The sequence below is a fragment of the Streptosporangium sp. NPDC049078 genome (genome assembly GCF_040648855.1).
GTDB lineage: Bacteria > Actinomycetota > Actinomycetes > Streptosporangiales > Streptosporangiaceae > Streptosporangium.
In genome coordinates, this window is record NZ_JBEZEL010000006.1 from 253,950 (window position 1) to 276,150 (window position 22,201).

A 22,201-nucleotide genomic window follows, 5' to 3' on the forward strand; every position below is an offset into this window, starting at 1 on the left:
CGCGGGACCGGGCTCCCCGGAGTCCGGCGTCTCGGCACCGGAAGGAACGCGATGACCGCGCCGTGGTTCGTGCCGGTGGGGGAGCGGCAGGGGGGCCGGATCCGCCTGTACGTCTTCCCCAACGCGGGCAGCGGTCCCGCCTCGCTCACCGACCTGGCCGGGCGGTTCCCCGACGAGGTCGACGTGTGGTCGGTGAACCTCCCCGGCCGCCAGGCCAGGCTGGCGGAGCCGCCCGTCGAGGACCTGGACGCGCTCGTCGACGTCCTGGCCCGCGACCTGCTGGCGAACGCCCGCGAGCCGTACGCGCTGTTCGGCTACTGCAGCGGCGCGCTGCTGGCCTACCTGGTCTGCCGCCGCCTCACCGAACTCGCCCCCGCCTCCGGGCCGTCCGGGACCGTACCCCCGGGGCCGTCCGGGACCGTACCCCCGGGGTCATCCGGGACCGTACCCCCGGGGGCGTCCGGACCCGTACCCCCGGACTCGTCCGGGCCCGCCGTACGCGCAGAAGACCCGCCACCGGAGTCCGCCGGATCGGATCCCTCGGCCGGGCCGGGAGGGCGATGGCCCCAGCGGCTGCTCGTGGGGTCCTTCGCCGCGCCGGACGTCACGCTCCTGCTGCGCAGGCTGCCCTCCCTGCCGTCGTGGCTGTTCTGGGACCAGCTGATCGAGCTGGGCGGGGTTCCGGCGGAGGTGGCCGAGCGCGAGGTGCTCAGGCCGATCCTCGAACCCGCACTCCGCGCCGACTTCGGGATGCTCGCCCGGTACCGGCACCGGCAGGGGCCGCCGCTGCCCGTACCCGTCACCGTCCTGTACGGCAGCCGCGACGGCTCCATGTCGCGCGGCGGGCTGCTCGGCTGGCGCAGGCAGAGCGTCTTTCGGCCGTCGATGCGCGAGCTCGACGCCTCACACTGGCTGGCGGAGGAGACCCCCGACCTGCTCGCCACCGTCATCGCAGAGGAGATCGGATGCGTCTCGGTTACAGCATGAGCTACTGGGGCGGTGCCGGGCTCGGTCCCGCCGACCACCTCACCCTGGTCCGCGAGGCCGAGAGGCTGGGCTACGAGTCGGTGTGGGCCGCCGAGACCTACGGCACCGACCCCGCGAGCCTGATGGCGTGGATCGCGGGACAGACCGAGCGGATCGCGCTGGGCACCGGCGTGCTGCAGATGTCGGGCCGCAAGCCCGTGGTGGCGGCGATGACGGCCGCCACCGTCGACCAGATCTCCGGCGGCCGGGCCCGGCTGGGTGTGGGCGTGTCGGGGCCGCAGGTCGTGGAGGGCTGGCACGGGGAGCGTTTCGACCGGCCGGTGGCCCGCGCCCGCGACTACCTGTCGGTGCTGCGTCTCGCCCTGGCCGGGCGCCCGGTGAGCTACTCGGGCGAGACCGTGACGCTGCCGCTCCCCGGCGGGCAGGGCAAGGAGCTGTCCCTGGGCGTCTCCCCGGTCCAGAAGCACCTCCCCGTCTATCTCGGCGCGATGGGCCCGCAGACGACCGCGCTCGCCGGGGAGCTGGCCGACGGCTGGCTCGCGATCCACTTCCCGCCCGAGCACCTCGCCGAGCGCACGGCCCAGCTGCGCGCCGGCGCGGCACGGGCGGGCCGTACCCTGGACGGCTTCGACGTCGCCCCGATGATCCTCACCCTCGTCGACGACGACGAGGAACTCGCCTTCGACATGATGCGGCCGATGCTCGCCCTCTATCTGGGCGGCATGGGCTCGCGCCGTACCAACTTCTACAACCGTCTGGCCCGCTCCCTCGGCTTCGAGAAGGAGGCCGAGGCGGTCCAGGAGGCGTTCCTGGGCGGGCGTCAGGGCGAGGCGATGTCGCTGCTCCCCGACGGCCTGGTCGACGCGATGACGATGTGCGGGCCGCCCGGCAAGCTCCGCGAACGGGTCGCCGCCTACCGCGAGGCGGGCGCCACCTCCCTCGTCGTCGGCCTGGTCACCCCGACCCTCCGCCTCCGCCTGGAACAACTGGAACTGGTGGCGGACCTGGTCGCCTGACGTTCCATCGGATCCGCCGGGATCGTACGGCCCACGGCAAGGGATGCGACTGCCTCAGGTGGCCCTCCAAGCAGGGTGCCGTCGCTGATGTAATCGGCCATTCTTTCGGCTATTTACTCATTTAGGATGTTAGATATATCTCTTGGGTAATCTGTGTTTTTTCGTGGCGACTCTTGTGGGTTGCGTCGCCCGTTTGGATCGACAAAAATAATTATCTAACGTGCTGAATCAGTAAAAACACGGATCGACTGAGATGTGGTTCACTCTCGCCTGCGGTTAATTTGAAAAGGTGAGACCATTGGATTCTTGTATGGCAAAATCGGGTGACGGGTCACCGCTGCTGTTCTATGGTTACGGCAGGCGAAGCCCTTCGGATCGATTAAGAAAAGGGCGGCCGTGTTGGTTGGGCTGGAAGACTGGGCTGGGCTGGTCGGCAGTCGAGATGACAGCTTCAACGATTTGATTATGACCATGCCCTTAACCCCCGGTGGGAACACTTTCGCGAGCCCGTTTCTGGCCGTTGCCAGTGATGATCGCCGTTATTGGGTCAAATGCGTTGACGCCTGCGAAGATCACACCAAGATGTCGGTGGCTATCGAGTATGTGGTGTCGGGCGTTGGTCGACTGATCGGTGCGCCCGTGTGTAACGGCAGCCTCATCCGCATTCCTGAGGAATTCGTCGGCTGGCCGGTAGGTCGAGGACACCTTGAAGCAGGGCTCGCACACGCCAGCCTCGCCATCCCCAATGCGATCGAACGCCGTCCCGTCCTGGCCTCCCGATCGCGAGACGACAACCAGAGGCGACAGGTGGCTGTGTATGCGTTATGGGACTGGTGCTTCGGCTGCGACCCGCAGTGGCTGTACGACCTCGAAAACGACGAAAGCATCTACAGCCATGATCATGGCCTGTACTTTCCGGCGAACGATGGACAGTGGAAGAAGCCCTACCTGATCCAGTGTGCCGACGAACCCAACGAGCTCCCCGACGCCTCGGATGGTCTCAGCGAGGAGGCGGTCGAGCAAGTGGCAGCAGCACTTGAGAAAATCAACCGTGATGCTCTCGTCAACGTCCTGCGTGGCGTGCCAGCATCGTGGCCAGTTAGTGACGACGATCTGGAGGCACTCGGCTGGTTCCTTGAGTACAGGGCACCTGCTGTTGCCGATCGCGTTCGAGCACTGATGGGAAGGGAGGCCGAGTCAAGATGAGCCGTTACCTATATTCGATCATCAGATGTCTTCCCGATCCACGCACGGGCGAGTTCGTCAACTACGGGGCGATAGCCGGAGATCCCGTCACGGGGGACTGGGAGATCCGTCAACTCAGCAAGACTGACCGGATACGCAAGTTCGCGCCTGTCGCGGTGCTGGAGATCGCCGGTAGCTTCATGCTGCAACTTGGTGCGGACATCGACGCGCATCGCGCGCTCATGGAAGAGGGTGGCGAACCTCTGGGCGAGGAGTGGTTGCAGAGGCTGCACCACGACCATCGCAACGTTGTTCAGCTCAGCCCGCCGACGCCGATCCTGGCTGACAACGCCCGCGAGGCGCTGGAACGCGTGTTCCAACACGTGATCATTGATCCTGTCACCCAACCCCGCCTGGGAGTGACAAAGGACGTCCTCACTCGTCGGTTGCGTGATGTCTACCATCGTGCGGACATCGACGAGTCGTTGATACACCACCGTCCCCATGTGTTCGTCGGCGCTCATGTCAACTACACGATGGACTTTGCGATCGCGAACGGTCGCGCGGTGCAGTTGACGCAGGCATGGTCGTTCAGGCGATCGAGCTTGGATGGTGTGTCCATGCAGGTCAAGGCGTGGGGATACGCCATAGACAGACTCCGTCAGGGCGATGAGGCCCGGGTGATCGACTCGAACAATCAGCGAGTCAGCACAATCGACAGGAACGTGGACCTGCAGGTGGTCATCGCCCCCCCTGAGACATCGGCGCAGGAACATGTCTTTGAGGAAGCTCAGGAAATTTTCGCCAGCCTGTCCGCCCAGGTTCACTCACTCGAGGACGTCGAAGCTGTGGGCGCTCGCGCCGAGATGCTTTTGAGGCGTTTGTAACCGATGCCCTTCTCGCCCCGACCTGGTCACCTGACGGTCTTTGTTGGGATCGTGCGGCCCATGGCCCGTACGATCCCAACGCCGGGTGCCCAAAACTCACCGCCCGTCGAGGCGAGCGGCCGTCTCCCCTCCGGCTCCGGTCCCGGTCCCGGGGAGTTACACGTCGTTCTTCAGCTGCGTGACGAAGGCCGACCAGGTGCCACGGGTGAAGACGAGCCTGGGGCCGCCGGGGTTCTTGGAGTCGCGGACGGCCACGACGTCGCCCAGGTTCGCGACCTCCACACAGTCGCCGTTGGCTCCGCTGAGCGAACTCTTGTGCCACGCTGCGGTGGTCAGGTCTACCGGATCGGACATCGCTCGCCCCTTCGGTCGGACACTCACGCCGGGTTGTTCAGCGCGTTTGTCAGCATAGTCGCCGTGTCGGCAGGACTGAGGGCCGCTGCCCGAAGGTAATCGAACACCGAGACGTACCGCCGCGCACCGACAACCGCGATCGGGTCTACCCGGGCACCGTCGATGTCGCCTCGATCAGGAAGCCGGCTGCGTGACCCGGTTCAGTGATCCGTCATGCTGGACGTCTCGGTGAAACGGCGAGTGGCCACGAGCGCGGCCAGATCCGGCGCGAGCCGAAGTTCCGCCGCATCCAGCCCGGGGTGATCAAGCCAGTGCATCCGCGCCTGGTCGACAGCGCCGTCGAATCGCGGTGGCCAGTGCCGGGCCGGGGTCAGGTCGTCAATGACCAGAGTGCCTCCTGGCCTGAGTAACCTGTGCGGATCAGCGGGCTTCTCACCGCCCTTGCCTTGGCCGCCTCCATCGAGCACGAGCAGGTCATAGGGGCCGTCTCGATAGATCTCCCGCCAGTCGCCACGGATCACCAAGACCTGTGGATGATCGAGGAAGACCTGGGCAGCCAGGGACGCTCGATGTGCGTCCCGTTCAACGCTGACCAGGCGTGCCTCCGGTCGGGCGCCTGAGGCCAGCCATGCCAGGCCCACTCCGCACCCGGTGCCGGTCTCTCCGATCACGTCGGCGCCGGCCGCCAGGGCGTACAGCAGTCGCCCCTGCTCAGGACGGCAGGAAGGAGCGAAGCCCGCCCCCTGTGCTGTTTGGAGCGCACGCCTGACCAGTGGAGGTAATCCCGCGAGATCGACATACGCCGCCGTACCGCCAACCGACATCGCCCCAGGTTAAGGCGATTGACGTCACAGATCCATGGGCCGGTCTCCAATGCGTGCGAATTGCTGAAGTCGCGATGTGGTCGATCCTGCCTTTCCGGGAGGTGCTCACCGCCCAACACGGGGATGCCCATGCCGAGAGGCTCATGAAGCACCTGGAGTTAGGGGAGTACGTTCCGCTTCGGTATGGCGTGGGGCGTTTTCGGGTGTTCGAGGCCAGGAGAGTCTCGGAGAGAGTCGCGCGTGGCCGGGGGAGATCGGCGGTGATGTGGATGTAACAGGCGGACGCGGACAGATGTGACATCTACGTAACGCCTGTTTCTTATGTTTCCGTCGTTGGATCCGCCCGATGCGGCTTTGGTGTCCCCGCTGTTCGGCGGAGGGCGTCACGGGCCCCTGCTCAGGGAGAAGGGACCTATGGCGGCGTCAGAGAAAGTGAAGACGGTCTGCTCGTACTGCGGTGTCGGCTGCGGGATCGTCCTGGAGGTGGACGGGCGGCGCCGGGTCGTCAAGGCATCCGGTGACAAGAGCCACCCGGCCAACGCCGGTCGGCTGTGCACCAAGGGGGCGACCACCGCGGACATGCTCGCCGCCCCCGGCCGCCTGGAAAGCGGGCTGGTCAGGCCGGACCGGGGCGCCGAGCCCAGGCCGACGAGTGTGGACGCGGCGATCGGCGAGACCGCTCGCGGGCTGCGGCGGATCCTGGACGAGCACGGGCCGGACGCCCTGTCGTTCTACGTGTCCGGCCAGATGACGCTGGAGGCGCAGTATCTGGTCAACAAGCTCGCCAAGGGCTTCGTCGGCACCAACCAGATCGAGTCGAACTCCCGGCTGTGCATGGCCAGCGCGGGCAGCGGCTACAAGCTGTCGCTGGGGTCGGACGGCCCGCCGGGCTCCTACGAGGACTTCGACCGCGCCGACCTGTTCTTCGTGATCGGCGCGAACATGGCCGACTGCCATCCGATCCTGTTCCTGCGGATGATGGAGCGGGTCAAGGCCGGTGCCAAGCTCATCGTGGTCGATCCCCGCCGTACCGCCACCGCCGACAAGGCCGACCTGTTCCTGCGGATCAGGCCGGGCACCGACCTCGCCCTGCTCAACGGGCTGCTCCATCTGCTGGTCGAGGGCGGCCATGTCGACCACGAGTTCGTCGAGCGGCACACCGAGGGATGGGAGGCGATGCCGGACTTCCTGCGGGACTATCCCCCCGAGACGGTCGCCGGCCTCACCGGTATCCCCGAGGACGACCTGCGCCGGGCGGCCGAGTGGATCGGCGCGGCGGGGGAGTGGATGAGCTGCTGGACGATGGGGCTCAACCAGAGCACGCACGGCACCTGGAACACCAACGCGCTGTGCAACCTGCACCTCGCCACCGGCGCGATCTGCCGCCCCGGCAGCGGCCCGTTCTCCCTGACCGGTCAGCCCAACGCGATGGGCGGACGCGAGATGGGCTACATGGGGCCGGGCCTGCCGGGCCAGCGCTCGGTGCTGGTGGAGGAGGACCGCCGTTTCACCGAGGAGCTGTGGAACCTGCCGTCCGGCACGCTGCGCACCGAGGTCGGCCAGGGGACCGTGGAGATGTTCTCCCGCATGGCCGAGGGCGAGATCAAGGCGTGCTGGATCATCTGCACCAACCCGGTCGCCAGCGTCGCCAACCGCAGGACCGTCATCGCGGGCCTGGAGGCCGCCGAGTTCGTCGTCACCCAGGACGTCTTCGCCGCCACCGAGACCAACGCCTACGCCGACGTGGTCCTGCCCGCGGCCATGTGGGCCGAGACCGAAGGCGTGATGGTCAACTCCGAGCGGAACCTCACCCTGCTGCGGCAGGCCGTGGAACCGCCGGGACAGGCGCTGCCCGACTGGCAGATCATCGCCCGCGTCGCCTGCGAGATGGGCTTCGAGGACGCCTTCTCCTACACCTGCGCGGAGGAGGTGTTCGAGGAGATCAAGCGGGCGTGGAATCCCAAGACCGGCTACGACCTGCGGGGCGTCACCTACGAGCGGCTGCGCGAGACCCCCGTCCAGTGGCCGAGCGCGCCCGACGGCGGTGAACGCAACCCCGTCCGCTACCTCAACGACGGCACCAGCCAGGCGACGCTGACCCGGCCCGACGGCAGCCGTCCGCGTCTCGCCTTCGCCACCCCGAGCGGCAGGGCCGCCTTCCTGCCCCGCCCGCACCTGCCCGCCGCCGAGCTGCCCGACGACGCCTACCCGTTCCTCCTCAACACCGGCAGGCTGCAGCACCAGTGGCACACCCTGACCAAGACGGGAAGGGTCGCCAAGCTCAACAAGCTCAACCCCGGGCCCTTCGTCGAGATCAACCCGCGCGACGCCGCCGAGCAGGGGATCGGCGAGGGCGACCTGGTGGAGATCGCCTCCCGGCGCGGCAGGGCCGTGCTGCCCGCCCTCCTGACCGACCGGGTCATGCCGGGCGACTGCTTCGCGCCGTTCCACTGGAACGACCTGTTCGGCGAGTATCTCAGCGTCAACGCGGTCACCAGCGACGCCGTCGATCCCATCTCGTTCCAGCCCGAGCTCAAGGTGTGCGCGGTCTCCCTCACCAGGGTCGCCTCCGAGGCGTCCCCCGCGGCTCCCGAACACGGGGCCTCCTCGGTTTCCGGGCACACAGGGAAGGCGGGAGCCCTCGCGGTACCCGAGCAGGCCGGGGCGTCCGCGTTCCCCACGGTTCCCGGGTACGCGGGGGCGTCGGCCTTCCCGGCGTCCTCAGCGGCCCCGGGATACACGGGAACCGCCCCGGAGAGTTCCCGGCCCGCCCGGATCGCCGCGCTGGCCGGTCTGCTCGGGGTGGCCGACCTGACGCCGCCGGTGCTCGCCGACCACGAGCGCCGCTACATGGCCGGTTTCCTGTCGGCGCTCGACGGCGCGGCGTTCGCCATGGAGGGAGCGGGGTCCGCTCACGACGGTTCGGCGTCCGCGGGTACGCTCGTGCCGGTCCTGCCGGACCACGCCCCCGTCGATCCCGCCCACGCCCTGTGGATCAACGGGGTGCTGGCCGGGATGTTCTCCCGGACGCTCGCCCCGCCACCCGGGCGAGCGAGCGGCGATCCGGTGCCGCCGACGCGCGACATCGTCGTCCTGTGGGCCTCCCAGACCGGGAACGCCGAGGAGTTCGCCGTCGCCAGCGCCGACAGGCTGACCGGCGCGGGGCGCGCCCCCCGGCTGATCAGCATGGCCGACTGCGCTCCGGACAGCATCCCCCGTGGCGCGGACCTGCTCGTCATCTCCAGCACCTTCGGTGACGGCGAGGCCCCCGACAACGGCGTCGGGTTCTGGGAGGCCCTCATCGGGTCCGGCGCGCCCCGGCTCGACGGCGTGCGCTACGCCGTACTCGCCTTCGGCGACTCCAGCTACGACGACTTCTGCGGTCACGGCCGGCGGCTCGACCAGCGCCTTGAGGAGCTGGGCGCCCAGCGCCTGGCACCCCGGGTGGACTGCGAGCCCGACGACCACTCGCGGGCCCTCGGCTGGCTTGAGCGGCTGCTCACCGCCCTCGCCGAACCTTCAGTCCCCTCCCCGACGACACCTTCCGCCTCCTCCCCGGCGAGTTCGGCGCCCGAGCCCACGCGCGCGGGGGTGGAGGCGACGCTCTCACCTTCCGATCCGGCCCTCTCGGGCCACGGATCGACACCTCCGGGACTCGATCCGTCTCCCTCGGCCTCCGGCCCGACGCCGGACTCCGGTCCGATGTCAGGTCCGGGACGCACGTCGAGTCCCGGTCCGATGTCAGCTCCGGGACGCACGTCAGGTCCCGGTCCGATGTCAGCCCCCGGTTCGACGTCGTCCGGGCCTGAGCCGACGCCTTCGGGTCTCGGGGCGACGCCCGCGGTGCCCTCGGGCACCGAATCGCCGGCGGGGTCCGGCAGGGCCGCGCCGTTCGGCGCGCCCCTGGCCGGTAACCGGCTGCTCAGCCTGCCGGGGTCCGCCAAGGAGGTGCGGCGGTTCACCTTCGACACCGGGGGCGAGCTGACCTACCAGGCCGGCGACGCGCTCGGGGTGCTGCCGGTCAACGGCGCCGACCTGGTCGCGGAATGGCTCGCCGTGACCGGCCTCGATCCCACGGACACCGTCGAGATCCCCGACGTCGGCCCCCTCCCGTTCGGTGAGGCCCTGCGGAGCCGGCTGGAGATCACCAGGATCACCCCCGGCCTGCTCAGGTTCGTCGCCGACCGTACCCGCGACCGCGACCTCACCCGGTTCCTGCGCCCGGGCAACGGGGGCGAGCTGGCGAAGTGGACGTGGGGCCGCCAGGCCGTCGACGTGGTCGGTGAGCTTCCCGTCCGGGCCACCGCCCAGGAGTGGGCGGACGTACTCAAACGCCTGAAGCCGCGCCTGTACTCCATCTCCTCCAGCCCGCTCGTCGCCCCCGACCGGGTGAGCCTGACGGTCTCGGTCGTCCGGTTCGAGAACCCACGGGGTACGGAGCGCAGAGGGGTGTGCTCGTCCTTCCTCGCGGACAGCCCTGAGCACACCCCGGTGTCCGTCTTCGTCCAGCGCAACAGGCACTTCCGTCCTCCCGCGGATCCGGCCGCGTCGATGATAATGATCGGCCCGGGTACGGGTGTCGCGCCCTTTCTCGGTTTCCTGGACGAGCGCCGGGCACTGGGGCACTCCGGCCGCAACTGGCTCTTCTTCGGCGAGCAACGCCGCTCCACCGACTTCTACTACCGGGACGAACTCGACGCCTCGTACCGCGGCGGGCTGCTCACCCGGCTGGATCTCGCCTTCTCCCGCGACCAGCGCGCGAAGGTCTACGTCCAGGACCGCATGCGCGAGCACGGCGGCCGGCTCTGGTCCTGGCTTCAGGACGGCGCCCACCTGTACGTCTGCGGCGACGCCAGCCGGATGGCCAAGGACGTCGACCGGACCCTGCGCGAGATCGCCGTCACCCACGGCGGCCTCGGCGACGACGAGGCCACCCTCTACGTCAAACAGCTCGCCGCGAGCAGACGCTACGTGCGCGACGTGTACTGAGGCCGCGCCGCCCTAGTGTTCGCGAGGGCCGATGCCCGGACCACCGGGGGAAGCGGGACATCCGAGATGCGCGCCGACCGGTGCGGATCGACCGGTCGGCGCGCTCGTCGGTATGGGCACGCCGATGTCGTGGACGGCGGACTCGGGTTCGAAGCGGGCGGGAACCACGTTCGCTCCCGCCCGGAACCCGGAGGAGGACGGGAAGACGTCCTCCTCTATTCGGTCATCCCGCCCCTCCCGCGTTCATCGCCTCGCGCAGGCTGCGCGGACGCATGTCGGTCCAGACCTGCTCGATGTGGGCCAGGCACTCGTCCTTGGTGCCGGTGAAGCCCGCGTCGTGCCAGCCGTCCGGATTGTCGCGGCCCGAGGGCCAGATGGAGTACTGCTCCTCGTCGTTGAGGACGACCTTGGTGTCGGGAAGGGATTCGGTCACTGCTGCTCACTCCTGCGGGGGAGACGGGGGATCGTGGACTGGGTGGACTGGTTCGCGGCCGGGGCGGTCTCCGCCGCCGGCGTGGTGGCACGGGCCTGCTCGATCAGCGAGGTGACCCCGGCCACCGTGGGCTCCTCGAAGAGGCTGCGCATCGGCAGCCGCACGCCGAGTTCCTTGCGGATGAGGGCGATGAGCTGCACGGCGATGAGCGAGTTGCCGCCGAGTTCGAAGAAGTCGTCGTCGACGCCGATGCGCTCGCCGCCGAGCACCTCGCTCCACAGCCGGGCGATGGCGGCCTCGACCTCACCGCGCGGCGCCACGTAGTCGTCGGTCGCCGCGCCGGTACGGGGACGGTCCGACACGGCGGCCGGGTCCAGCTCCGTCTCGACCGTCTCCTGGGTGACCGACCCGACACCGGCCAGGTAGGCGGCGATCGGGGTCGCGGCGATCACCACCTGCGCGCCGAGCGGGGTGGCGAGCAGCCGGTGGAACGCCTCGGCGCCCTCGGCGGGGCGGATGCCGACCGCGTCGGGTCCTCCGGCGGCCGTCGTGACCTGGCCGCCGGAGTCGGGGGCGGCGACGGTGCCGGTGCCGGCCCGCTGGGCTCCGGCGTCGGCCGTCACCCCGGCCACCACGGCGTCGGTGTTGATGCGGCGCAGCACGTAGTCGGAGATCTCGGTGACGATCGCGCCCTCTGCGTCGATGAGCGTCACGTCGACCGCGAGCACCTCGTCGGTGCCGCTGTCGCGGAAGCGCATGTGGCTCCAGAACCTGCCGGGCAGCCGGTCCCTGACGGTGATGCGGCCGTAGCCGAGCGGCAGGTAGTGGCCGACGACGTCGACCCAGGTGAAGGAGGTGGCGCTGTCGAGCAGTGCCGGGTGCAGGCCCCAGCCGTCCAGGTCCTCGGACAGCTCCTCGGGCAGATCGAACAGTCCCAGGGCCTCGTTCTGGCCGATGTACCACTTCTGCATGTGACCCCAGTGGGGGCCGAGCGTGAGCAGCCCGGACAGCGGCACCCCGCCCTGCTCGTCGGACGCGAGGGTGCAGCGGTCGATGATCGCCGCCACGTCGGCGTGCCCGGCGGATCCGGCGTCGACCTTGGCCGCGGTGCCGCGCGCGTGGGTGCGCTGCTCGCCGCCGATGACGCTGCGCACCTGGAAGTCGGCGCCGTCCGTCTCGGTGCTGAACGTCACGCGTATCTCGGCGGAGGCGCCGTCGGCCACCGAGAGCGGTTCGACGAACACCACGTCGCGCAACTCGATGGCGCCGGTGCCGGGCAGCACCACCTCTCCGGCGCAGCGGGCCAGCTCCAGATGCCCGGTGCCGGGCAGCACCGGCACCCCGGAGATGCGGTGCCCGTCGAGCGCCCAGTGGGTGTCGGGGGAGAGGCTGCCCCCGGCCCAGCCGAGCCCTTCGCCGTCGGCCTCGTGCCAGGCGGACAGCACCGGGTGGTCCACGGCTCTGATCCGGTCGCCGCGCTGCAGCGCCACGAACCCGGCGGGCGCGGCGACCTCGGCCGCCATGCCGACCTCGAGCCACTTGCCCCAGTTGGCGGAGACGACCGTGGCCGCGCCCCAGCCGTGCTCGCCCCTGGCGTGCGCGTCGAGGAAGTTGTTGGCCGCGCAGTAGTCGACCTGGCCGAATCCGCCCGCGACCGCGGTGATCGACGAGCAGAGCACGACGGCCTCCAGGTCGAGGTCGCCGAAGGCCTCGCGCAGCGCGAGCGTGCCGACCACCTTGGGCGCGAGCACCTCTTCGGCGGCGGCCCGCTCCTTGATCTCGGCCATGCCGCCGCCGGGCAGTCCCGCGGCGTGCACGATCACGTCCACCCGGCCGAACCCGGCGATCGTCTCCTCCCGCACCCTGCGCATGTCGGCGGGGGAGGTGACGTCGGCGGCGAGCACCAGGACCTCGGCCCCGGCCTCCTCCATCCTGCGGATCGCGGCGATCGCCCGGCCCGCGCGGCCGGTCTCGTGCGCGTCCCACTCCGCCCGGTCGGGCAGCCCGGTCCTGGACAGCAGGACCAGCCGTACCCGGGCCCGCGCGGCGAGGTCCTCGGCGAGCGAGACACCGATGCCGCCCAGGCCGCCGGTGATCAGGTAGACCTGCCCGTCCCGGGGGCCCGCCTGCCCGCCGACCTCCGGTGAGGATGTCCCGGCCGCGGGCACCTCCAGCTGCTCGTAGTGCTGCAGCCAGCGGCGGCCGCCCCTGATGCTCACGGTGGGCAGCAGTCCCGCCTCGTCCGGTTCCGGCCTCCTGCCCAGCTCCGCGGCGGCGTGCCTGATCCAGTCGCGTCCCTCGACGTCGATGTGGCGCACCCGCAGCCACGGCGTCTCCAGCGGCACCACCCGGGGGAAACCGGCGAGGGTCGCGTGCTCGGGGCGGAGCAGGTCGCCGCCGGTGACGTCCTGTGCCCCCGAGGTGAGCAGGGTCAGCTCCACCCCGCCGGTGGAGTCGGCGGGCTGCGCCGAGGTCAGCGCCTGCACCAGCGCGAGCACGCTGAAGAAGCCGCGGTCCTGCGCCCGCCAGGTCCCCTCGGGGCCGGCGGCCGGCTCGTCGCCGACGGTCCACGCGTGGACCACCCGCCCCGGCACCTCGCCCACGGCCGCCAGCAGCGCGTCGTAGTCGGCGCGCTCGGCGGGACGGACGGTGTGGACGCCGTCGGAGCGCTCCGCGGAGAACCCGTCGCCCGGCCTCACCTCGACCACCTCGGCCCCCGTCGCGCGCAGCGCGTCCACCAGGGCGGCCGAGCCGTCGTCGGCGAAGACCAGGGCGCGGGTGACCGGCGACAGGGGCGCCGGCCCCGGCGGGACCTGCCGCCACACCGGCACGCTGAACCAGCGGTCCAGCGGCAGGTCCTCCTCGACCGGCGCGTGGTTGGCCACGCCGCCGACGAACGCCCCGTGCGGGTCGGGGTCGATCCAGGCGCGCCGGCGCTCCCACGGGTAGGTCGGCAGCGAGACCCGGTGCCCCTCCTTGCCGAACGCCTCCAGCGCGACACCGTTCACCCACAGGGTGCCGTACGCGGCCGACAGCACGCCCACGTCGCCGGCGGCGTCCTTGGGGCCGGGCAGGGAGGGCAGCGGCGCGACCGCGCCCGGCGGGGTCTGTGCCCTGGCGAGCCCCGCCAGCTGCTTGCCGGGGCCGCACTCGATCATGATCCAGTCGCCCTCGGCGAGCAGGGCCGTCACGCAGTCGCCGAACAGCACCGGCTCGCGCATGTGCCGCGCCCAGTACGACGGGTCCGTCGCCTCGGCCGCGGTGATCCAGGTGCCGGTCACGTTCGACAGGAACGGCAGGCTCGGCGCCGACCGTTCGACACCGGCGACCAGCGCGCGGAACTCACCCAGGATCGGGTCCATCATCGAGGAGTGGAAGGCGTGCGAGGTACGCAGCTCCATCCGGCCGATGCCCTCCTCCTCCAGCATGTCCGCCAGCTCGGCGATCGAGGCACCGGGACCGGCCACCACACACGTCCCGGGGCCGTTGACGGTCGCCACCGACACGTCGTCGGGCAGCAGCGGCCCGATCTCGTCCGGTGCGAGCTGCACGGCGAGCATCGCTCCGGCGGGCATGCTCTGCACCAGGCGTCCCCTCGCGGCCACCAGCCGCAACGCGTCCGGCAGGCTGAAGACCCCGGCCACGGTCGCCGCGACGTACTCGCCGATGCTGTGGCCGATCATCCCGGCGGGCTCGACGCCCAGCGAGCGCCAGAGCGCGGCCAGGGCGTACTCCACGGTGAACAGGGCGGGCTGGGTCAGCGCCGTCTGCCGCAGCCGCTCACCGGCCTCCTCGCCGGTGGCGAAGATCAGCTCACGCAGGTCCTCGCCCAGCACGGGCCGCAGGATCTCGGCGCACTCGTCGACCGCATCCTTGAAGACCTCCTCGGTGCGGTACAGCTCGGCGCCCATGCCCGCGTACTGCGACCCCTGCCCCGAGAACAGGAACGCGATGCTCGAGGTGCGCCGGGAGGCGGCACCGGAGATCGTCCGCTTGGGGTCGCGGAGCGCGGCGATCGCGTCGGCGACGTCGGAGGCGACCACCGCGCTCCTGCGCGACAGTTCCCTGCGCCCCACCCGCAGGGTGTGGGCGACGTCGGCCAGGTCGACGCCGGGGTGGGCCTCCAGGTGCGCGGCGAGGCGCTCGGCGGCGGCGGCGAGCGCGGTGTCGGTCCTGCCCGACAGCCGCAGCAGGTGCGCCGGGCGGGCTTCGCGCTCCTCGCGGACCGGTGCCGGAGCCTCCTCCAGCACGATGTGCGCGTTGGTGCCGCCGATGCCGAACGAGCTGACGCCCGCGCGCCGGGGGAAGCCGTTGCGCTCCCACTTGGTGGGCGTCCCCGTCACGTAGAACGGGCTCCTGGGGAAGTCGATCTTCGGGTTGGGGCTCTCGTAGTGCAGCGTGGGCGGGATCAGACCGTTCTCCAGGGCGAGCACCGCCTTGATGATGCTCGCGATGCCCGCCGACTGGCCCAGGTGTCCGATGTTGCTCTTGACCGAGCCGATGCCGCACCACTGGGTGTCGTCGGTGTCCTGGCCGAACACGCTGCTCAGCGCCGCGACCTCGATCGGGTCGCCCAGCGCGGTGCCCGTGCCGTGCGCTTCGACGTAGGTGACCGTGCGCGGGTCGACCCCGCCCACCCCGAGCGCCTGGGCGATCACCGCGGCCTGGCCGTCCATGCTGGGCGCGGAGAACCCGACCTTGCCCGCGCCGTCGTTGTTGATCGCGTTGCCCAGGATGACCGCCCGGACGTTGTCGCCGTCCTCGATCGCCTCCGACAATCGCTTCAGCACGATCACACCGCCGCCGCTGCCCCAGATCGTCCCGGCCGCCTTGGCGTCGAAGGCCCGGCAGTGGCCGTCGGGGGAGACGATGCCGTCCTCGTCGTACACATATCCCTGGCCCTGCGGCAGGTCGAGCATCGCGCTGCCCGCCAGGGCCATGTCGCACTCGCCGTTGCGCAGTGCCTCGGCGGCGACGTGGATCGCGACCAGCGAGGTCGAGCACGCGGTGTGCAGGGTGTAGCTCGGGCCACGCAGGTCCAGTTTGTACGACGACAGCGTGGCGCAGTAGTCGACGTGGTTGCCGACCATGACGGCGAGCCAGCCCGCGTTCGCGTGGGCCTGCGCGTTGCTCCTGATGTTGATCCACTGGTAGAAGTCCGAGCCGGAACCGGCGTAGACGCCGATCTCGCCCGGATACCTGAACGGGTCGTAGCCCGCGTCCTCCAGGGCGGTGTGCGACAGTTCGAGGAAGAGCCGGTGCTGCGGGTCCCGGATCTCCGCCTCCCTGATCGACATGCCGAAGAACGCGGCGTCGAACCCCTGGTGGTCGTCGAGCATCATCGCGGCCGGTACGAAGTCGGGGTCGTCGAGAACGTGGTCGGGCACGCCGAGCGCGCGCTGTTCCTCACGGGTGAAGTGCGTCAGCGACTCGACGCCGTCGGCGAGGTTGCGCCAGAACTGCCTGGCGTCCCCGGCTCCGGGCACCCGGCACGAAAGGCCGATGATCGCGATCGGTTCGACGGTGGGCTCCTCGGCCATGCGGGGGTCCCTTTCTTCCTTGCCGGTCGCGGTCGGCTCCGGCGCGGGGGGTTGGACGGGCATCAACTCGGTCTCCGGCGGGGTCGCCGGTTCGGTCACCGGCTCGACGGTCTGCCGGGCGCCGGTCGGGTCGGCGGGTCGGTTCGTGGCTCGGTTCGCGGTGCGGGACGTCGTGCGGTCGCCGGTCGGGGCGCCGCCCCGGTCGCGGGAGAGGGCGGGGGGACGGGGTCCGGTCCGGCCGCGAGGGCCGGAGGGGGGCGGACGTCGGTTCGAGGTCGGATACGGGGGATCGTGCGGCTGTCAGCTCGGCTTCCTTGAGCGGTCCTTGAGGCGGTCTCGCCGCACGGCGAGCCGCCGTGCGGCGCGGTCGAGGCCAGCGGTGGGGCCCCCGCCGTCGAGGTGCGCGGCGAGGGCGCGGATGGTCGGGTGGCGGAACAGGTCCACGATCGGGATCTCCCTGCCGAGGGCCCTGCCCAGGCGGGCCTGGACGGCGGCGATCGCGAGCGAGTGGCCGCCGATCTCGAAGAAGTTGTCGGCCGCCCCCACCCGAGGCACGCCGAGCACGGCCCGCCACACCTCGGCCACGGCCCGCTCGGTCGGGCCGGACACCTCCCCGCCCGCCTCGCCTCCCGGCCGGGACACGGGCCGGCGCAGCGCGGCGCGGTCGACCTTGCCGTTGGGGGTGAGCGGGAGCGCGGGAACCACGAACACCTCGGCGGGCACCGCGTGCTCGGGCAGCACCGCGCGCAGGTGGTCGAGCAGCCCCGGCGGGGCCGGACCCGGCCTGCGCGGCACCGCGTAGGCGTGCAGCACCGTCTCGCGCCGCTCGTCCCGGTCGGCCACCGCGACGGCGGCGCGGACCTCGGGGTGGGCCGACAGGGCCGCCTCCACCTCGCCCAGCTCCACCCGGAAGCCGCGGATCTTCACCTGGTCGTCGCGCCGTCCGGCGATCGTCACGGTCCCGTCGGGGTTGAGGCGGCCGAGGTCGCCGGTGGCGAAGGCGTCACCGGTGAAGCGACGCCGGGTGAGTTCGGCGTCGAGATAGCCGTTCGCCAGGTTGGCGCTGCGGACGACCACCTCGCCCAGTTCACCCACCCCGGCCCGGCCACCGTGCTCGGCGGTCACGACCAGCTCGCTGCCCTCGATGCCACGTCCGGCGGGGACGGGTTCGGCGCTCTCACGCACCCCGGAGGGGATCTCGTACCAGGCGTGGGCCTGCGGGGTCTCGGTGGTGCCGTAGAAGGCCACCAGCCGGGCGGCGGGGACGAGGCGGCGCAGCCGCGCGGCGTCGGCGTGGGTGAGCCGGTCGCCGCCGGTCGCCACCAGCCGCACCTCGGGCAGCACCGCGCCGGTCCCGCAGAGCATCCTGGCCAGCTGCGGGGTCAGGTGCGCCACGGTGACGCGGTGCTCGCGCAGCCACGCGACCAGCCGGACGGGGTCGCGCAGCAGGTCCCCCTCCGGCACGCACAGCCGGGCGCCGGTGGCGAGCGGCACGAACACGTCGCGCAGCGCGGGGTCGTGCGCCAGGCCCGACAGCAGGGCGAAGCGATCGGCGGGGGTCACCGCGAAGGTCGCCGCGTACCAGGCGACGAAGTGGGCGAGCGGCCCCTCACCGGTCACCACCGGCTTGGGGTCGCCGGTGGTCCCCGAGGTGAGCGAGAGATAGCCCCGCTCGGGGTGCGGCTCCCACGGCGTTCCGCCGCTCCGCGCGTCGTTCTCCTGCTTCGCCGCGTCCGCAGGCGGCTCTCCGTCACCGGCCGGTCCGTTCTCGGCCGGTGGTACGGTCGCGGGCCGTGCTGTTTTCTGAGGCGGGGTCTGCGGGAGCTCGATCTCCGGAAGGCCCGTCAGAGGGGGCGCGCCCGGACAGCGCAGGGCCGCCACGGCGCCGGCGGCGGCGGCCTGGCGGGCCAGCACCGGAGCCGGGTGCGCCGGGTCGAGGATCACCCAGCGGGCCCCGGCGGCCAGCACTCCCAGCAGCAGCCCGGGAAGCTCGGGGACCCGCGCGGCGAGCACCGCGACCGCCTGGCCGGGTTCCACTCCGGCCGCGCGCAGCGCCGAGGTCGTACGGTGGCGCAGCGCGGTGAGCTCCGCGTGTCCCAGGCTCCGCCCCGCTCCCTCCACCACGACGTCGCCGTGCAGGGTGTCCAGCGGCCCGGGACCGTCCCAGACCGGCAGCGCGGCGGCAGGTTCTCCCGGGGTGAGCCGGGCCTCGCGCGCCGCCTGTCCCGGGTCGGCGAGCAGGTCGCCCAGCAGGTGCGTGTAACCGGCCAGCAGGGCGTCCATCCTGGCGGCGGAGAACAGGTCGGGGTTGTAGACGAGCTGCAGGGCGTATCCGTCGCCGCGCTCGCTGACGTACATCGTCAGGTCGAACAGCGCGCCAGGCAGCCCGGCGGGCAGCGGTTCGGTCACGCACCCGGGCAGGTCCAGCTTGGCCTCGGCGAAGTTGTACATGTTGAACAGCACCTGCGTCACCGGGTTGCGTCCCAGGTCGCGCGGGACGCGCAGCGCCTCCACGACGCGCTCCAGCGGTACGTCGCCGTGGGAGACGACCTCGGCGAGCTCGTCGCGGCAGCGCCTCACGTGCTCCTCGAACGAGACCCCGGGGTCCTGACGCAGCCGTAGCGGCAGCATCCGCACGCACATGCCGATCAGCGACTCGAACGCGACGTGCCCCCGGTCGGCGTACGGGGTGCCGACGAGCAGGTCCCGCTGCCCGGACAGCCTGGAGAGCAGCTGCGCGAAGGCGGCGAGCAGCACCGGGTACGGGGTGACCCCCAGCCGGACCGCGAGCCTCCTGACACGATCTGCGGTCTCGTTGTCAATCTCCGCTGTTCGGAGCGCTCCAAAAAAAGTCTGGACGGGAGGGCGCGGGGTGTCCCTGGGCAGGTCGAGCACCATCGGGGCGTCCTTCAGGTGCTCACGCCACCAGTCGACCCCGTCGCCGTCCGACCGCTCCCTCGCCCAGCGCGCGTAGTCGGCGAAGGACGCACCCGTCGGCCCCTGGAGGTCGCCGCGGTAGGCGGCGCTCAGGTCACGGTAGAAGACGTCCTGGGACCAGCCGTCGAAGACGATGTGATGCGCGGTCACCGCGAGCACGTGGTCGTCCTCGGCCAGTCGGATCAGCCTGGCTCGCAGCAGCGGGTCGCGCGCCAGGTCGAACCGCGTCCGCGCCTCCGTCTCCAGAATCGTTTCAAGAGCCTTCTGCAGTGCGGCCTCCGGAGCCGCCTCCGGTGTGCTCTCCGGAGCGGTCTTCAGCGTGGTCTCCGGAACCGCTTCCGGCTCGCTCTCCGAAGCCGGTTTCGACGTGCTCCCCGGAGTCGTCTCCGGTGTGCTCTGTGGAACCGTCTTCGGCGCGGTCTCCCAAGCCGGTTTCGACGTGCTTGCCGGAGTCGTCTCCGGAGCGGTCTCGGGACGGGCGAGCGCCGAGAGGTCGTCGAGCGGGAGCGGCACCTCGCCCGGCGGGACGACCGACACGTGGGGCACGCCGTCGCGGGAGGTGATCCGCCAGCGCAGCGTCTCGTGCCTCGCCACCACCGACTCCAGGGCGCTGCGCAGCGCGCCGTGGTCCAGCGGGCCGCGTAGGCGCTCGGCCATCGCGATGTTGTGGGCGGGGGTGTCGGGGGCGAGTCGCTCCACGAACCACATGCGTCGTTGCGCGGGCGACAGCGTGGGGGGCGCCGAGCCCGCCGAGTTCGCCGAGGTCCTCGCCGGCGGGGTCTCTCCCGCCGGCGCGGTGTCCCGCGCGCCGGCGTTCTCTACGCCGGACGAGAGGATGTTCTCGACGTCGGAGAAGGGGGCGTTCTCGACACCGGACGAGAGGGCGCCGTAGGTGCGGGCCGTGTAGACGTCCTCGACCGAGACGTCCCTGCCGAGTTCCGCCCTGATGGCCGACACCAGGCGCATCGCCCGCAACGAGTGCCCGCCGCGTTCGAAGAAGTCGTCGTCGGGGCCGGGGGGAGGCGCGTCGAGCACCCGTGCCCAGATCCCCGCCAGCCCTGAGAGCTCCGAGAGCCCGGCCGCGCCGCCGGTCGTACCCCCGGCCGTGTTCCCGGCCGTGCCCCCTGCGGTGTCCCCGTCCCCGTCCCGGTCGCCGGTCGTGTTCCGGGAGGTGCCCGAGGATTGCCCGGCGAGGTCGCGCAGGGCGGCGAGGTCGACCTTGCCCGAGGAGTTCAGCGGCAGGGCGGGCACGTGCACCACGCGGGTGGGCAACATGTAGATCGGCAGCCGTCCCGCGCAGTGCACCCGCAGGGCCGCGAGTCCGGGAGCGTCCAGCGGCGCGACGTAGGCGACCAGCTCGCCCGGGGCGTCGACCACCGCCTGCGTCACCTCGGGGTGCGCCCGCACCACGGACTCGACCTCGCCGATCTCGACCCGCTGTCCCTGGATCTTCACCTGCCGGTCCAGCCGCCCCATGAAGGCGATCCGGCCGTCCGCCTGCCAGGCGACGTGGTCGCCGGTGCGGTAGAGCCGCGCGCCGGGCGCGGACTCGAAGGGGTCGGGTACGAACCTCTCGGCCGTCATGCCGGGCAGGCCCAGGTAGCCGCGGCTCACCTGAGGCCCGCCGATGTACAGCTCGCCGGGGACGCCGACGGGACACTCGCGCATGTCCTCGTCCAGGACGTGCGCCCGGCAGCCGCGCAGGGGGTGCCCGATCGGCAGCGAACGCTCCCAGGTCCCCGACAGCTCGGTGCCGACCACGCAGACGGTCGTCTCCGTGGGGCCGTACCAGTTGTGGAAACGGGTGTGCGCCGACCAGCGGGCCACCTGCTCGGGACCCGGCGGCTCCCCTGCCGTGATCAGGTCGCGCAGGTGCGGCAGCCGGGCCGGGTCGACCAGCGGCAGCAGTGCGGGCGGGACGAACCCCCAGGTGACGTCGTGCGCCTCCAGGAACCGCTGCAGCCGCGCCGGGTCGGTCCTGTCCTCGTCCGGCACCAGCTGCGCGCAGCCGCCCACGGTGAGCGGCGCGAGCATGTCGAGCACCGAGACGTCGAAGCCGAGTGCGGAGAACGCGATCGACCGGCATGTGCCGTCCAGGCCGAAGTGGGCCGTCGCGGCGGAGGCGAACGCGACCGCGGAGGCGTGGCTCACCACCACGCCCTTGGGCCGCCCGGTCGATCCGGACGTGTACAGAACATAGGCGGCGTTCCCCGGCAGCGCAGGACCGCCGCCGACGTTCTCGCCGCTTCCCGTCCCCGTTACGGCAGAGGGCCCGGAGGCGGTTCCGGAAGTAATTTCGGACACGGCCGCGACGCCCGTCTCCGGCTCGACCAGGGGGCGCCCGCATCCGTCCAGCATCGCGCGGCCGTGGCCGTCGGCCACGACGACCGCGATGCCCGCGTCGTCGAGGACCTCGTCGAGTCGCCGGCGTGGATGCGCGGGGTCGAGAGGGACGTACGCGCCGCCCGCCATCATGATGCCGAGGGCGGCGACGGTCATCAGCGGTGTGCGCCTGGCGCAGAGCCCGACCCGATCCTCAGGGCCCACCCCGAGGGCACGTAATCGCAGCGCGAGCGTGGTGGCGGCGTCGACCAGTTCGCGGTAGGTGAGGCCGGCGTCCCACTGGCGGATCGCCGGCGCGGAGGGCGTACGCGCCGCCTGGGCGACGATCAGGTCGCACAGCAGCGCGTCCGGGGCGATGTGGGGTGGCCCGGTCGTCCAGGCGACGGGCGCGGGAGCCGGTGAGGTGAATGACGGACCGGGCAAAGAGGCGGACGACGAGTCCCCCCGCATCGCTTCGAGCATCCACCCCCCATAGCCCCAAACAGGGTTTTTGCCCTGCCAAGTATTCACAAGCAATAAGCCAGGTCATTCCTATTATTTGCGTCATCGGACAGTCAAGGATTGAAAGTTAAACGTGTGGCGTAATGCCGGTTTCGGCCGTAGGGGAAGATCTTCGAGCGTCGTGACGCTCCGGGATCGCCGCAGTTGGTGGCGATCCGGTGAACGGAAGGTGACCTACCGCTTCCGTGCGTCGTGAAGCGTCTCA

The 22,201-nt window shown here is 71.3% G+C and carries 10 protein-coding genes; 5 read left to right on the top strand and 5 right to left on the bottom strand.

Features of this window, described 5'->3' with window-relative positions:
* The first annotated feature begins 51 nt into the window (after positions 1-51).
* The 4 genes from AB0B90_RS12305 (at position 52) to AB0B90_RS12320 (ending at position 4,075) form a co-directional block, all read left to right on the top strand.
* Positions 52-987, top strand: coding sequence for a thioesterase domain-containing protein (locus AB0B90_RS12305; RefSeq protein ID WP_350948180.1), 936 nt, complete (start codon positions 52-54; stop codon positions 985-987).
* A complete protein-coding gene (locus tag AB0B90_RS12310; RefSeq protein WP_350948181.1) occupies positions 966-2,003 on the top strand; it encodes an LLM class F420-dependent oxidoreductase in 1,038 nt (345 codons plus the stop codon). The genes AB0B90_RS12305 and AB0B90_RS12310 overlap by 22 nt, the downstream gene beginning before the upstream one ends.
* 396 nt (positions 2,004-2,399) lie before the next feature.
* On the top strand, positions 2,400-3,209 hold the full coding sequence (locus AB0B90_RS12315; RefSeq protein WP_362922423.1) for a HipA family kinase: 810 nt from the start codon (positions 2,400-2,402) through the stop codon (positions 3,207-3,209).
* A complete protein-coding gene (locus tag AB0B90_RS12320) occupies positions 3,206-4,075 on the top strand; it encodes a DUF3037 domain-containing protein (RefSeq protein WP_350948183.1) in 870 nt (289 codons plus the stop codon). Before AB0B90_RS12315 ends, AB0B90_RS12320 begins: the two co-directional genes overlap by 4 nt.
* Before the next feature lie 156 nt (positions 4,076-4,231).
* Here the strand turns inward: AB0B90_RS12320 and AB0B90_RS12325 are convergent, their stop codons facing one another.
* Both AB0B90_RS12325 and AB0B90_RS12330 read right to left on the bottom strand, forming a co-directional pair.
* Complete coding sequence (locus AB0B90_RS12325) at positions 4,232-4,429, bottom strand: DUF397 domain-containing protein (protein ID WP_350948184.1); 198 nt, start codon at positions 4,427-4,429, stop codon at positions 4,232-4,234.
* A 200-nt stretch (positions 4,430-4,629) separates the two neighbouring features.
* On the bottom strand, positions 4,630-5,253 hold the full coding sequence (locus tag AB0B90_RS12330) for a class I SAM-dependent methyltransferase (RefSeq protein ID WP_350948185.1): 624 nt from the start codon (positions 5,251-5,253) through the stop codon (positions 4,630-4,632).
* A 414-nt stretch (positions 5,254-5,667) separates the two neighbouring features.
* Here AB0B90_RS12330 and AB0B90_RS12335 point away from each other — a divergent pair, with 414 nt between their 5' ends.
* Positions 5,668-10,242 (top strand): molybdopterin-dependent oxidoreductase, encoded by a 4,575-nt coding sequence (locus AB0B90_RS12335; protein WP_362922426.1) that lies wholly within the window; start codon positions 5,668-5,670, stop codon positions 10,240-10,242.
* Between the two features lie 223 nt (positions 10,243-10,465).
* Here AB0B90_RS12335 and AB0B90_RS12340 read toward each other — a convergent pair whose 3' ends face one another.
* The 3 genes from AB0B90_RS12340 to AB0B90_RS12350 form a co-directional block, all read right to left on the bottom strand.
* Positions 10,466-10,675: an MbtH family NRPS accessory protein gene (locus AB0B90_RS12340; protein ID WP_350948187.1), complete on the bottom strand. Its 210-nt coding sequence runs from the start codon at positions 10,673-10,675 to the stop codon at positions 10,466-10,468.
* Complete coding sequence (locus AB0B90_RS12345) at positions 10,672-16,314, bottom strand: SDR family NAD(P)-dependent oxidoreductase (protein ID WP_362922428.1); 5,643 nt, start codon at positions 16,312-16,314, stop codon at positions 10,672-10,674. Before AB0B90_RS12345 ends, AB0B90_RS12340 begins: the two co-directional genes overlap by 4 nt.
* Positions 16,315-16,515: 201 nt before the next feature.
* Positions 16,516-21,957 (bottom strand): amino acid adenylation domain-containing protein, encoded by a 5,442-nt coding sequence (locus AB0B90_RS12350; protein ID WP_362922430.1) that lies wholly within the window; start codon positions 21,955-21,957, stop codon positions 16,516-16,518.
* Between the last annotated feature and the right edge of the window lie 244 nt (positions 21,958-22,201).